We start from the raw sequence: 12,914 nt of genomic DNA, 5'->3' as shown, positions 1-12,914 counted from the left end.
GAGGCTTCAGGCCAGCTGCAGCGTCGACGCGAAGCGGGGGGTCAGAGCGGTCAGTTCCCGGAGGAGGTCCTCGCTCTCGTCGTCGCTGACCTGCTCCAGGAGCGACTCCAGGCCGGCCAGGACGTCCTGCTCACCGATCTCGACGAGGCACGCACCGGCCAGGATGCGTGAGCGCAGGTCCACGTCCTCGGCCCGGGTGATCGTCCGCAACGGGCAGAGCCAGCCGAAACCCTCCTCCCGCAGGCGGAGGGACCACACCAGCGCGCGTTCGACCGCGAGCCCCGTCGCCTTGCCGTCCAGCGCCGCCAGCAGCGTGCGGTGGTCGTGCCCAGCGCGCCACAGCGCGTCGAGGAACCGCTCCCCGAGGACGGACGGCTCGTCGAAGACCTGCCCGACGACCAGCTTGACCAGCCGGGGCGGAACGACCGCGGCCAACCGGTCCAATCCCCCCTCGACCTCGTCGGCCAGCAGGACGGCGAACGCGGCGTTGATGTCGGAACGACCTGTCGCGAGGTGCGGGAGCATGATGTCGACCGCCTCGGAGTAGCGCTCCTGAGCAGCCACGCAGTGCACGAGGTCGTCCGTGCACGAGGAGGCGAGGAACCGGTTGCCGTCGTAGTCGACGTCGTCGCGGACCGAGAGCAGCACCTCCTCACCCAGGACCGGGTCACCCAGGACCAGCTCCAAGTGCCCTTCCAAGGCGAGGCAGACGTTCTCGCTCTCCCCCCAGCCCCTCATGAGCGCGATCCAGCGTCGTGCTGTCTTCGCATCGTGAAGCACAGTCGCGCTACGTACCGCGGTGTGGCCGGCGTGGATGCCCAAGCGGGGATCACCCGCCTCGTCCATCACCACGCTGAGGTTCTTGAGAGCCAGGGTGTGCTCACCGGCCAGAGCCGCTGAACGTCCGTAGTTGACCTGCAGGGACCTCAGGTCCCGGACGCCCGCGGTCCGGGCCCGTTCGAGCTCCCCTCCGGAGATGGACAGGTTCCGTTCCGACTTGTTCTTGGCCGAGATCACGGTGGGGGCGTATCCGAAGTGGCGCACGGTCATCGCCCCTGTGCGGGCCGTCGTGATGTCGCCCCAGCGCCCGACGATCTGCTCGTGTAGTGCCCCACGCCAACGGCAATGGGTGCGACGGAAGACCCGTGACGTCCAGCTCGTGTGCTCCACCCCGCCCTCGCCGAAGCTCGCGGAAACGATGGACGCCTGCACGAGTTCGGCCTCGGCCAGGTGCAGCTCCCGCCGCAGGACACGTGGATCGCCCTCGGCCACTTCGTCCGCGGCCATGACGGCGATCCACTCACCGCGGCAGTGCTCGTCGGCGCGGTTGCGCGCGGCCGCGAAGTCGTCGTCCCAGTAGCCCTCGATCACCCGAGCACCGAGGCTACGAGCAATCTCGCACGTTCGGTCGCTACTCCCGGTGTCATATACGACGAGCTCGTCGACGAAGGGAGCCAGCGACCGCAGAGACGCAGCGAGCAGGCGCTCCTCGTCCTTGACGATGTAGCAACCGGTGATGAACGGGGTGTCGGACATGCTCGCCTCTCCTCGGCGCCGGCGGTCAACAGGGCATCAGGAAGACGACCAACTCGACGTAACCCTATAGTCACACCGTGGCTACTGTGCGTCAGATCGACGGTATGACGGTCAAAACGATGGGTCGGGACGCAACCTCACCAACGCGGTCAGCACAGCTCGACGAGCTGGGGTTCTCCGCAAGACAGGGCTTCAACGGCCGCTTGCTGGAGTGGCGGTACCAAGAGTTGAGGGCTCACTTCACGGGACGCACCTGCCTGGAGCTCGGGAGCTCGGACGGCGGCGGAACCGAACAGCTGCTCCGTCACTTCGAACGCGTGGTGGCAGTGGACGGAAGCCCTGTCGCATGCTCTGAGCTGCGCCGCCGCCTCCCCCATCCCGGGCTGGAGGTGGTGTCTTCTCTGTTCGAGCACCTTAGCCTGGGCCAGTCCTTCGACACGGTGGTCGCCTGCCACGTCCTGGAGCACGTAGAGGATCCTCGCCAGCTCTTGGACGTGGCTCGCGGACACCTGGCCCCCGGGGGGCGTCTCGTGGTCGATGTCCCCAACGCGAACTCTCTTCACCGGCAACTGGGAGTCGCCATGGGAGTGCTGGGAGAGGTGACCGCACTCAACGCCGGCGACCTCGCCATCGGCCACCGACGCGTCTACACGCCGGAGGCCTTCCACGACGAGATCCGTTCCGCGGGGTGGCGCATCACGGCTCATGGTGGGGTGTTCCTGAAACTGTTGCCCAACCACCGGATCGAGGAGACGTTCGACGAGGCGCAACTGGCAGGACTCCTGGCGCTGGGGAACCAGCACGCGGCACTCGCCAGCGAGATCTACGTCGTCGCCGAGCCGGTCAAGAACTACGTCCAGGTTCCTTCGCGCCAGGGACTGTGACCGACATCGGGTCCGCAGAGGCCGAAGCTCGGTGCAGCCAACAGTTGCACGCGGCGGCCCTTCAGTGATCCTGAGTGCGTGCCTCGCGGCCCGCTGACGCTGGATGTCGTCGGCTTCCGCGCGATCCCCGCGAGCAGGGTCAGGCGGTGCGGGCCACCGGCGTTGCGTACGACCCGAAGCTGCTCAAAGCCAACCGGGCGCGAAAGTCGCTCTGCGCCCCGACGGCTGCGTAGTAGGACTCCTTGCGCTTGACCGAGGCCCCGGACCCGCCGACCTTGGCCACCATCTCCGGGGAGAGGTGCGTGTTCATCCCATCGCGCAGCAGCACCAGAGCCTCGGCGCGCATCTGCGAGATGCGGGACTCCGACACCTCGAGCTCCTCGGCCAGCTCGGCCATGGGCCGTTCCTGGATGAAGTAGCCCTCGATGACGTGCCTGAGACGCTCGGGCAGGACGGCGATCGCCGAGCGCAGGTAACCGAGGCGCTCGCGGTGCAGCAGCTCCTGCTCCGGGCCGGGGGTGTGGGTCGGGAGGTGGTCGTCGAGCGAGGCACCGTCGGCGGTGAAGCCCTGCATCGACAGGACCATCGAGCGCTGCGCCTCGTCGCGCGTCTCGCCGAGCTCCTTCTCGGAGACGCCGAGGGACGCGGCCAGCTCGGTGGTGGAGGGCGTGCGGCCGAGTTCGGTCGTGAGCCTGTCCTCGGTCTGGCTCAGCTTGCGCTGCCGGCTGCGGACACCGCGCGAGGCCCAGTCGGCTCCGCGCAGGTCGTCGAGGATCGCGCCGCGGATGCGGGTGTTCGCGTAGCGGTTGAACGGGACCCCGGTGGTCGGGTCGTAGGCCTTGGACGCCTGGAACAGCGCCATGAGGCCGGCCGAGGTGAGGTCGTCCCGGCTCACGTGCGACGGCAGACGACCGATGAACTCACTGGTGATGTAGCCGACGAGCGGCAGGTTCTTCTCCACGAGCGCGTGGCGCTCAGCGGCAGAAAGCTCGACCATGGGGAGCTCCCGGGTGGCGAAGGCGGTGTCTGCGGTCACACACCCCTTCTCGGCACACACCCCCCGGGGACTTGAGCGCCGAGCGGGTGACAGCTCCGTCCTCCGCACTGCGCCGAACGGGTCGCCGACGTCACCGCCCGTCGACGCGGGGGCCACCGGGGTGACAACGACCACGTTCGGCGCAACGCTGTTCAGCAGCGGGGTTCGAACGGTCGAAGCTTGGGAAGAGCGTTGCGCTGCACCTCGTGTGGCGTGTGGGGTTCGTGGGGCTGGAGGCACGTCGTGAAACCGCTGTGGCAGGTCGTGCGCGATCTGGAGTTCGCGTACAAGAAGGGTCGGCTCACCCCGTCCTACCTGGACCACTACGCCGACGTGAACGGGGAGCGCGTCGCCGCGCTCTACGCCCTGTGTGCGAAGAACTACCTCGAGGTCGAACACGAGATCGGCCGCAACGACCACATCGCAGGCGAGCGGGAGCACGGGATCGACCAGGCCGCGGTCAACCGCGCCATGGAGGAAGAGGCCCGCGTCCTGAACCAGGAGATGCGCGCGGCGCGCGAGGACGGCCGCCCGTACTACCTGCGGAAGCCGACGAAGAACGCGCAGTTCATCCGCAAGTCGAGCTGATCGTCCCGAGGCGATCCCCCGTTCCGCGCCCCCGACCCTCAGCTCGTGGTGGCAGCCGCCGATGGACGGCTCGAGCACCACTGACGACGGCATCGGGGAAGGAAACGCATGGGACTGGCAGAGGTCTCCGGCATCCTCTGGAAGGAGCGGGAGCTGCTGGAGCTGCTCCTGTTCAAGCTGGAGGAGGAGCAGCTCGTGCTGGCCAGCGGCCGGACGCGCTGGCTGGCGCACGCGACCCGCGAGGTCGAGTTCGTCATGGAGCAGATCCGCTCCACGGAGCTCCTGCGCGCCGTCGAGGTCGACGCCGTCGCCGTCGAGCTGGGCCTCGAGCCCGGCCCGAGCCTCGGGGGCATCGCCGACGTCGCTCCCGAGCCGTGGGGCGAGCTGTTCCGCACCCACCGCGACGCTTTCCTCACGCTGACCGCGGAGATCCAGGACCTGGCCGACGCCAACCGCGACCTCCTCAACGCCGGCTCCCGCGCCTTGCGCGAGACCCTCCTGGGGCTGGACCAGCCCCTCGACACCTACACCGCGCAGGGCAAGAACACGGTCGCGTCGACCGGTGGATCCCGCGCCCACTTCGTCGACGAAGCACTCTGAGAGGACCCCTGACGATGAGCACCTTCTCCGGCATCAACACCGCGCGCCGCGCGCTCTCCGCCGCCCAGCTGGGCATGGAGACGACCGGCCAGAACATCGCGAACGTCAACACCGACGGGTACTCCCGCCAGCGGGTGGACCAGTCCGCGAGCATCCTGAACCAGACCGGTCAGTTCTCGCAGAAGAACATCCCGGGCGACGGCGTCGTCGTCAACGGGATCACCCGCATCAACGACGCCCTCGCCACCGCGACGGCTCGCCAGGACTCGGCATCCGCCAAGGAGCAGGCGACCGCCAGCACGGTGTGGTCGGGCATCGAGAACGCTCTCGGCGACACCGGGGCGACCGGGATGAGCCAGAACCTCGCCGACCTGTCGTCGGCGTGGAACGACCTTGCCGCGAAGAGCGGGACCGACGGTCTGGCCGGTGCGCAGTCGCTGGTCATCACCCGCAGCCAGACGGTCGTGGAGCAACTCGGCGGGATGGACGACCAGCTCCAGGACCAGTACGACCAGCTGGGCCTGCAGGCCGGGAACCAGGTCTCCCAGGCGAACGCGATCGCCCAGAACATCGCGAAGCTCAACACCTCGATCCGCGAGACGGTCGGGACCGGCGCCTCGGCCAACGAGCTGATGGACCAGCGCGACCAGTTCCTCAACCAGTTGTCCGACCTCACCGGTTCCCGCGTCGTGAGTCGCGAGAACGGGACCGTCGACGTCTTCGTCGGCAACGCGACGATCGTCACCGGCGACTTCTCCTACGACCTCACGGTCAACGCCACGGACGGCACCGGCGCGGCCGTCGGCAAGGCCGACATCGGCAACCAGCTGGTCGCCACCATCGGTGGCCAGGTCGCCGGCCCGGTCGCGGGGTCGCTGAAGGCGACCCTCGACGGTGCGAACAAGACCCTGGTCGACCAGAAGGCCAACCTCGACCACTTCGCCGACACCCTGGCGACCAAGGTCAACGCGGCCTACGGCGGTCAGTTCTTCAAGAGCGCGGACACCAGCGCCGTAGCCGGCGCACCCATCCCCGCCTCCCAGCTCGCTGTCGCGGTCAACAGCACCACCTTCCGGGACAGCACGGCCACCACGGGCGCGGGCTCCGCGGACCGCGTCTACGCGAAGGCCGTCTCCACCACCTTCACCAACGTGAAGTCGAACTGGCGCACCAACGTCACGAACCTCGCGGCTTCCACTCAGTCCGCGTCGAACCGTGCCGATCTGGCATCGCAGGTGTCGTTGAAGTCCAGCGCCGTCGCCGACGGTGTCTCGGGCGTCAACCTGGACGAGGAGATGACCAACCTCGTCGCCTACCAGCACGCCTACTCCGCAGCGGCCAAGGTCCTGACCACCATGGACGAGGCGCTCGACGCGCTCCTCAACATGGTCCGCTGACCCCACTGACTGACAGGAGAACCCACCATGATCGGCCGAGTGACTCAGCGCAGCCTCGCGGCGCACGCGCTCACGAACCTGCAGAACACGCAGAACCGCGCGGCGAAGCTGCAGGAGCAGATCAGCAGCGGCTCCTCGCTCTCGAAGGGATCGGACGACTCCGTCCGCGCCGCCGCCGCGCTGCGTCTGAACGACCAGATCGCGGTGAACACCGAGAACGGCCGCAACCTCACCGAGGCCCGCGGCTGGATGACCACGCAGGAGCCCGCGCTCCAGAGCACCACGGACGCCCTCCAGAAGGTCCGCGACCTCACCGTGCAGGCGGCCAACGGCAGCCTGGACGCCAACGGCCGCAGGGCCATCGCCACGCAGATCACCGAGATCAAGAACGGCATCCTCGGAGATGCGAACACCCAGTACCAGGGCCGTGCGGTGTTCGCGGGGACCTCCGCGACCAGCGTCGCGTTCGACCCCACCTCCTACGCCTCGAACGACGACGGTGGCGCGGTCGTCCGCACGATCTCCCCCGGCGTCAACATGACGGTGAACGCGTCCGGGAACGGGGTCTACGGAGCGCAGACCGCCGGTGGCACCACCCTCTTCGCAGAGCTCGACCAGCTTGCGACCGACATCGCCGCCGGCAACGTGACGGGCAGCACGGTGACGACAGCCACGATCGACAGCCGGATCAACCTGGCCACCAACGCGATGGCGATCATCGGCGCGCGGACCAACCAGCTCGACCACGCCGAGGACGTCAACACCGACCAGTTGCAGTACCTCACGTCCCAGCTGGACGACGTCCAGGGCGTGGACCCGGCCAAGGCGTACCTCGAGTTCACCCAGCAGCAGGTCGCCTACCAGGCGGCTCTGCAGGTGACGGCGAAGTCCGTCCAGACCACCCTGCTCGACTTCCTCCGCTGACCCGGACGACTCCACACCGCAGTGCGAGAACGTTTCAACCGCCCCTCGTCCCCCGGAGTTCCTAGAGTGACCCTCATGACCGACGCGCCCGTGCACGCCCCCACGATCGAGTTCGTCTCGCCCATCATGGGTTTCGCCGACCACACCGCCTTCCACCTCGTCCCGCTGGACGAGGAAGGGACGTTGTACTCGCTGCGCGCAGCCGACGGAACGGGCGTCCGGCTCGTCGTCGTCGTCCCCGGGAGGTTCTTCCCGGGGTACGCGCCGGAGATCGACGACGACACGGTCGCGAAGCTCGACCTGCGGGACGCCACGGAAGCCGCGGTCCTGAACGTGGTCAACGTCGGGGACGACCCGTCCAACGCGACGGTCAACCTGCTCGCTCCCATCGTGATCAACCACCGCACGATGCAGGCCGCACAGACCGTCCTCGTGGGGACGGACCTACCGCTGCGGGCGCCTCTCCTGGCCGTCTGACCAGCACGAACGCACGAACGCCCCGCCGGCTCTCCGGCGGGGCGTTCGTGCGTTCTGGAAGCGCCACGGATACCGAGACGGATTGCGACTTCTCCGCTACTGTCGGTAGTGGTCGAGACGCCGCCAGGAGTACTCGCGGTGACCAGGCGACGCCCGGGATCCGAGCCCGGGGACCTGACAGATGAAGGGATCCGTTGTGAGCATCGCTTCCGACACCAAGCCCAAGATCGAGTTCGTGGCACCCCTCATGGGGTTCGACGAGCACACGGCGTTCGAGCTCGAAGCCCTCGGCGACGACGGCATGTTCTACACCATGCAGTCGACGTCCGACCCGAGCCTCAAGCTCGTGCTCGCTGACCCGACCCCGTTCTACCCCGACTACGACGCGATCATCAACGATGAGACCGCCGCCGCGCTGGACCTCCAGGACGAGGCGGACGGTGCCGTCCTCACCATCGTCAACATGGCGATGGGCATGGAGAAGGCGACGATCAACCTGTTCGCCCCAATCGTCGTCAACCCCAAGTCCCACAAGGCGTTGCAGACCCTGCAGTACGGCACGGAGGACGCGGCCATGGACGCGCCCCTCACCCCGCACTCGGCCTGAGCGCCAGCGCACAACGGATCGTCAGCTCCACGGTGTCGATCAAGGACACCGTGGAGCCGACGAGCCGAAACCGGCTGGCCTCGTAGAGTCGTGGCATGAACCTCGAACGACCGATCGCCCCGGAGCCGTACTCCCTGCTCCCCTCCGTCCCGGGCTTCGCCCTGCACTCCTCCGACGTCACGTCGGCCACGCAGCTGGACGAGCAGCACGCGAGCGGCAACGTCTCGCCGCAGCTGGACTGGGACGGTTTCCCGGACGGCACCAAGAGCTTCCTGGTCAACTGCTTCGACCCGGATGCCCCGACCCCGGCCGGCTTCTGGCACTGGACGATCGTCGACGTGCCACTCTCCGTGACGAGCCTGCCCACCGGTGCCGGCTCGCAGCCCGCCCCGCAGGGCGCGACCGTGCTCAAGAACGACATGGGCACCGCCGACTTCACCGGCGCCGCTCCCCCGCCCGGTGACCACCCGCACCGCTACGTCTTCGCCGTGCACGCCCTCGACGTCGAGAGCCTCGGCCTCCCGCAGGGCGCGACGCCGACCGTCGCGGCCTTCATGTCCCTCGGTCACGTCCTGGCCCGCGCGACGCTCAGCCCCGTCTACTCCCGGTGAGCGTCCCGGCGGAGGCTCAGCGCGTCGCCGGGGACCTCGAACTCGCTCCGGCCGCCGAGAACGCGCACCTCGTCGCGGAGACCGTCCGGACGGCCCTCCCCGAGGGTTCCTGGGCGCTCAGCATCGACCCCGACCTCGCCGACACCCAGGCCCTGGTCGACGCGGCGCACGTCCCCCTGGACGGGTCCGCGAACTGCGTCGTCGTCTCCGGCAAGCGGGACGGGGCGGAGCGGGTCGCGGCGTGCGTCGTCCTCGCGTCCACCCGCGCCGACGTGAACGGCGCGGTCAAGCGGCTCCTCGACGTCCGCAAGGCGTCGTTCCTGTCCATGGACCGAGCCGTCGAGGAGTCGGGCATGGAGTACGGCGGCATCACGCCGCTCGGCCTGCCCGAGGGCTGGCGCGTCCTCGTCGACTCCGCCGTCGCCGCCAGCGACTGGGTCCTCATCGGTTCCGGGGTGCGGACGTCGAAGCTCGTCGTCCGCGGCGCTGACCTCGCCGCACTGCCGAACGCCGAGGTCCTCGACATCGCCCTGCCCGCCCGGTGATCGTGCGGGGGCCGAGGTCGGCTACGGACGTCTGGGAGGACTACGCCCGAATCGAACGTTGGCCGATCTGGTCCCCGCAGATCACCTCGGTGACCGCGTCGGCGGACCGCATCGCGACCGGGGTCACCGGCACCGTCCGCTCGGGTCCGCTGAGGATCCCCTTCACCGTCCTCGACGTCGACGAGGACGCCCGCACGTGGACGTGGCGCGCGGCGGGCATGACCCTCGACCACGGAGTCCTCGATCTCCCGGGCGGGTGCGGCACGACCCTGCGAGCCCCCGCCCTCTACCGGCCGGTCGCGTGGCCGGCGCTGTGGCGGCTAACTCACCGACAACAACCGGGACACCGTCTCCACGGGTGACCGCCGACCCTCCAGCACCGCCACCACGTCCCGCACGAACGGCAGGTCCAGGTCGCGCCGCAGCAGCGCGGGCGCCGTGGCCACCCCCTCGGCGGTCCCACCGGCCCGCCCCACCGCCTCCGCCAGCGGCAGACCCTGCCCCAGCGCGACCCCCACCCGGTGGTTGCGGGACAACGTGGACGTGCTGGTCGCCACCAGGTCCCCGGCCCCGGCCAGCCCCAGGAACGTCTCCAACCGTCCGCCCAGGCGACTCCCCAGCGACGCGGTCTCGGTCAGCCCCAACGTCGTCACCGCGGCCCGGGCGTTCGCGCCCAGCCCGGCGCCCTCGACCATCCCGACGGCCAGCGCGACGACGTTCTTGAACGCGCCCGCCACGTCGACGCCGATGACGTCGGTCAGCGGGTGGGCGTGGAAGGCGGGTGTGCTGCACCAGCCCGCGACCTGCGCGGCGACGGCCGGATCGCCACAAGCCACGACCGTCGCGGCGGGCTGCCCCCGGGCGATCTCGAGGGCCAGGTTCGGTCCGGACAACGCCAGGACGTGCACCGGGTCCAGGACGTCGGCGACGACCTCGGAACCGAACAACCCGGTCGCCGTCTCGACGCCCTTGGCGAGGTTCACGACGGGGACCCGGGGCAACTCCGGGGCCCACTCGAGGAGGCGGGACCTCAACTGCTGCAACGGAACCGCCAGCACCACCAAGGACGCCCCGGCGACGACCTCAGGGATCGAGGAACTTGCACGGATCCGGGAGGACAACGCGATCCCCGGCAGGTACTCCTCGTTGGCCCCCGACCCGCGGATCCGCTCGGCGAGCTCCGGCCGCCGACACCACAACCCCACGCTGGCGGCGTTGGTCGCGAGGATCCCGGCGACGGTCGTCCCCCACGCTCCGGACCCGAGGACGGCGACATGCACCCGCGTCACGCTACGCCCGCCGCGTCTCCCACAACGCCACCGCGCTCGCGGCGGCCACGTTGAGGCTGTCCACCCGCGGGTCCATCGGGATCCGGACCACCACGTCGGCCCCGGAGACCGCCCGCCGGGTCAGCCCGTCGCCCTCCGTCCCCAGCAGCAACGCCAACCGGTCCGGCGCGGCGAAGGAGCCGAGGTCGACGGAATCGTCCGAGAGCGCCAGTGCTGCGACGGTGAACCCCGCCTCGCGCAGCAGCGCGAGGTCCCCCGGCCAGGAGCCGGCCCGGGCCCACGGCAGGTGCAGGACGGTGCCCATCGACACCCGCACGCTGCGCCGGTACAGCGGGTCCGCGCAGCGCGGGCTGACGACCACCCCGTCGACGCCGAACGCGGCCACGGACCGGAAGATCGCGCCGATGTTGGTGTGGTCGACGATGTCCTCGAGCACCACGAGCCGCGACGGTCCGGGCGGCAGGGACGCCAGCAACGAGGCCACCGACCGGATCGGGGGCCGTTGCAGGGACGCGATGGCCCCGCGGTGCAGGTCCACCCCGGTCAGCTCGGCGAACGCCTCGACGGGGGCCACGAACACCGTCGCGTCCTCGGGCAGCACGTTCACGAGGTCGGAGTAGCGGGCCTGCGAGAGCAGGAACGAGCGCGGCACGTGCCCCGCGGCCAGCGCCCGGCGGATCACCTCGACGCCCTCGGCCAGGAACAACCCCTCGGCCGGTTCGCGCCGCGCGCGCAGCTGCACGTCCTTGAGGTGGGTGTAGTCACGCAGAAAACCCGCGTGCTGCGGATCGGTGAGGTCTTCCAACACGATCCGCGGCACGCGGGCAAACTACCGGACGCGGTGCTCAGAGGCGGAAACGGCCCACCAGCGCGCGGAGCTGCTCGGACACACCCGACACCTCGTCGGCGGCGGTGCGGGTCGCGACGACCGTGCGGTCCGTGGCGTCCGTCGCCGCCGACACCCCGTCGATGCCGGAGGTGATGCGCTCCGCGCCGTGGGCGGCGTCACCGATGGAACGAGACATCTCCGACGTCGTCGCGGTCTGCTCCTCCACCGCGGAGGCGATGGTCGTCTGCAGGTCGTTGATGCGCGCGATGACCTCGCTGATCGAGGAGATCGCGGTCACCGCACCGGTCGTGTCGGACTGGATCGTCGCGACCCGCTTGGAGATGTCCTCCGTCGCGCGGGCCGTCTGCTGGGCGAGTTCCTTGACCTCACCGGCGACGACGGCGAACCCCTTGCCCATCTCCCCCGCCCGGGCTGCCTCGATCGTCGCGTTGAGCGCCAGCAGGTTCGTCTGCTCGGCGATCGCGGTGATGACCTTCACGACGTTGCCGATCTCCGCGGAACTCTCCCCGAGACGGGCGACGGTCGCAGTGGTGTCCTCGGCGACCTGGACCGCGTGCGCCGCAACGCCGGTGGCCTCCGCGGCGGAGGCGGAGATCTCGCGGATCGCCGCACCCATCTGCTCGGAACCAGCCGAGACGGCCTGCAGGTTCGTCGACACCGAGGAGATGTCACCCGAGACCGAGCGCACCTCGGACCCCGCGCGGTCGGAGGCCACGGCGGACTCCGACGACGCCTGGGCCAGGGCCCGCGAGGAACGTCCCAGGCTCTCGGCGCCGGCGGCGACGGAGGAGAACTCCTGACGCAGCCGGGCGATGGCGTGGTCGAGGGCGGCGGCCATGCGACCGAGCTCGTCGCCCCGCTCGATGCCGGAGGAGACGGTCAGGTCGCCCTGGTCGAGGGCCTCGGCGACCGCGGCGATGCGGTTGGCGTCGCCGCGCACCCGGCGCACGACACGGGCGGTGACGGCTGCACAGATCGCGAAACCGCCCAGCAGCACGGACAACGTGGCCCAGAGGGTGGTGCGCGCTTGATCCTGGCTCTTCGTGACCGCGGCGTCGACGGCCGTGGTGGCGTGCTCGTTCAGCGTGGCGACGTCGGTCTTGAAGACGGCCTGCGCCGCCTGGTACGCCTGGATCGCCGTGGTGCGGGTCGCGTCGTCGGTGGCGGCGAGGACCGACGAGCCCTGCTCGGTCATCGTGGCGAGCTGCGTCGCCAGGTCGGCGGCGAGCGCAGCGTCGGCCCCCGAGGTCAGACCCTGCAGCTTCGTGACCGCGTCGGCGCGGTCGGCGGTGGTCTGGGTCAGCTGCGGGGCCAGGGACTCGGAACCGGGGACGTACTGGACGACGAGACTCAGCCCGCCGGCCTGCTCGTTGAGCAGTTCGACGGCGTGCACGGTGTTCAGCCTGACCAACGCGCCGTCGTGCAGCCGCTGCAGCTGGTCCGCTTGGCTCTGCGAGGTCACCACACCGGTCACCCCGAGGGCCAGGGCTACGACGCCCATGCACCCTGCCGCCCCGACGATGCCAGAGGTCAGGGAACCACCCTTGCGCGGGGAACCCGCCATCACAAC

General features: G+C 69.9%; 14 protein-coding genes. 9 read left to right on the top strand and 5 right to left on the bottom strand.

Annotated features, from left to right (window positions below; all coding sequences use genetic code 11):
• Window positions 1-6: 6 nt before the first annotated feature.
• The gene (locus AC0I8G_RS17595) at window positions 7-1,536 is read right to left on the bottom strand and encodes a glycosyltransferase family 2 protein (RefSeq protein ID WP_471731084.1); all 1,530 of its coding nucleotides are present in this window, start codon (window positions 1,534-1,536) and stop codon (window positions 7-9) included.
• Between the two features lie 86 nt (window positions 1,537-1,622).
• On the opposite strand from AC0I8G_RS17595, the gene AC0I8G_RS17590 reads away from it, so the two are divergent.
• On the top strand, window positions 1,623-2,420 hold the full coding sequence (locus AC0I8G_RS17590; RefSeq protein ID WP_471731083.1) for a class I SAM-dependent methyltransferase: 798 nt from the start codon (window positions 1,623-1,625) through the stop codon (window positions 2,418-2,420).
• Window positions 2,421-2,559: 139 nt separating this feature from the next.
• Here the strand turns inward: AC0I8G_RS17590 and AC0I8G_RS17585 are convergent, their stop codons facing one another.
• Window positions 2,560-3,456, bottom strand: a complete 897-nt coding sequence (locus tag AC0I8G_RS17585; RefSeq protein WP_471731082.1) for a sigma-70 family RNA polymerase sigma factor — start codon at window positions 3,454-3,456, stop codon at window positions 2,560-2,562.
• A gap of 243 nt (window positions 3,457-3,699) precedes the next feature.
• Between AC0I8G_RS17585 and AC0I8G_RS17580 the strand changes: the two genes are divergently transcribed.
• The 8 genes from AC0I8G_RS17580 (at window position 3,700) to AC0I8G_RS17545 (ending at window position 9,205) form a co-directional block, all read left to right on the top strand.
• Entirely contained in the window at window positions 3,700-4,044 is a 345-nt protein-coding gene (locus AC0I8G_RS17580; protein WP_471731081.1) for a hypothetical protein, read from the top strand.
• Window positions 4,045-4,152: 108 nt separating this feature from the next.
• Window positions 4,153-4,644: a flagellar export chaperone FlgN gene (gene flgN, locus AC0I8G_RS17575; protein WP_471731080.1), complete on the top strand. Its 492-nt coding sequence runs from the start codon at window positions 4,153-4,155 to the stop codon at window positions 4,642-4,644.
• A gap of 14 nt (window positions 4,645-4,658) precedes the next feature.
• Window positions 4,659-6,041, top strand: coding sequence for a flagellar hook-associated protein FlgK (flgK, locus tag AC0I8G_RS17570; protein ID WP_471731079.1), 1,383 nt, complete (start codon window positions 4,659-4,661; stop codon window positions 6,039-6,041).
• Window positions 6,042-6,080: 39 nt separating this feature from the next.
• The gene (flgL, locus tag AC0I8G_RS17565) at window positions 6,081-6,965 is read left to right on the top strand and encodes a flagellar hook-associated protein FlgL (RefSeq protein WP_471731078.1); all 885 of its coding nucleotides are present in this window, start codon (window positions 6,081-6,083) and stop codon (window positions 6,963-6,965) included.
• 75 nt (window positions 6,966-7,040) lie between these two features.
• The gene (gene fliW, locus AC0I8G_RS17560; RefSeq protein ID WP_471731077.1) at window positions 7,041-7,442 is read left to right on the top strand and encodes a flagellar assembly protein FliW; all 402 of its coding nucleotides are present in this window, start codon (window positions 7,041-7,043) and stop codon (window positions 7,440-7,442) included.
• Window positions 7,443-7,638: 196 nt separating this feature from the next.
• Complete coding sequence (locus AC0I8G_RS17555) at window positions 7,639-8,049, top strand: flagellar assembly protein FliW (protein WP_471731076.1); 411 nt, start codon at window positions 7,639-7,641, stop codon at window positions 8,047-8,049.
• A 95-nt stretch (window positions 8,050-8,144) separates the two neighbouring features.
• Window positions 8,145-8,660, top strand: a complete 516-nt coding sequence (locus AC0I8G_RS17550; RefSeq protein WP_471731075.1) for a YbhB/YbcL family Raf kinase inhibitor-like protein — start codon at window positions 8,145-8,147, stop codon at window positions 8,658-8,660.
• Window positions 8,657-9,205: a YbaK/EbsC family protein gene (locus AC0I8G_RS17545; RefSeq protein ID WP_471731074.1), complete on the top strand. Its 549-nt coding sequence runs from the start codon at window positions 8,657-8,659 to the stop codon at window positions 9,203-9,205. The genes AC0I8G_RS17550 and AC0I8G_RS17545 overlap by 4 nt, the downstream gene beginning before the upstream one ends.
• 320 nt (window positions 9,206-9,525) lie before the next feature.
• Here AC0I8G_RS17545 and AC0I8G_RS17540 read toward each other — a convergent pair whose 3' ends face one another.
• The 3 genes from AC0I8G_RS17540 to AC0I8G_RS17530 are packed head-to-tail and all read right to left on the bottom strand — an operon-like array spanning window position 9,526 to window position 12,845.
• Entirely contained in the window at window positions 9,526-10,485 is a 960-nt protein-coding gene (locus tag AC0I8G_RS17540; RefSeq protein WP_471731073.1) for an NAD(P)H-dependent glycerol-3-phosphate dehydrogenase, read from the bottom strand.
• A 10-nt stretch (window positions 10,486-10,495) separates the two neighbouring features.
• Entirely contained in the window at window positions 10,496-11,314 is an 819-nt protein-coding gene (locus tag AC0I8G_RS17535) for a TrmH family RNA methyltransferase (protein WP_471731072.1), read from the bottom strand.
• A 25-nt stretch (window positions 11,315-11,339) separates the two neighbouring features.
• The gene (locus AC0I8G_RS17530; protein ID WP_471731071.1) at window positions 11,340-12,845 is read right to left on the bottom strand and encodes a methyl-accepting chemotaxis protein; all 1,506 of its coding nucleotides are present in this window, start codon (window positions 12,843-12,845) and stop codon (window positions 11,340-11,342) included.
• Window positions 12,846-12,914 lie beyond the last annotated feature (69 nt).

It is taken from the genome of Kineococcus sp. AC630 (assembly GCF_979255925.1).
This window is presented reverse-complemented; position numbering and strand designations above follow the sequence as displayed.

Bases quoted from the DNA above. Each gene is read 5' to 3' on its own strand.
- AC0I8G_RS17595 (WP_471731084.1), bottom strand. From the start codon at position 1,536: ATGTCCGACACCCCGTTCATCACCGGTTGCTACATCGTCAAGGACGAG.
- flgN (WP_471731080.1), top strand. From the start codon at position 4,153: ATGGGACTGGCAGAGGTCTCCGGCATCCTCTGGAAGGAGCGGGAGCTG.
- flgK (WP_471731079.1), top strand. From the start codon at position 4,659: ATGAGCACCTTCTCCGGCATCAACACCGCGCGCCGCGCGCTCTCCGCC.
- fliW (WP_471731077.1), top strand. From the start codon at position 7,041: ATGACCGACGCGCCCGTGCACGCCCCCACGATCGAGTTCGTCTCGCCC.
- AC0I8G_RS17550 (WP_471731075.1), top strand. From the start codon at position 8,145: ATGAACCTCGAACGACCGATCGCCCCGGAGCCGTACTCCCTGCTCCCC.
- AC0I8G_RS17530 (WP_471731071.1), bottom strand. From the start codon at position 12,845: ATGGGCGTCGTAGCCCTGGCCCTCGGGGTGACCGGTGTGGTGACCTCG.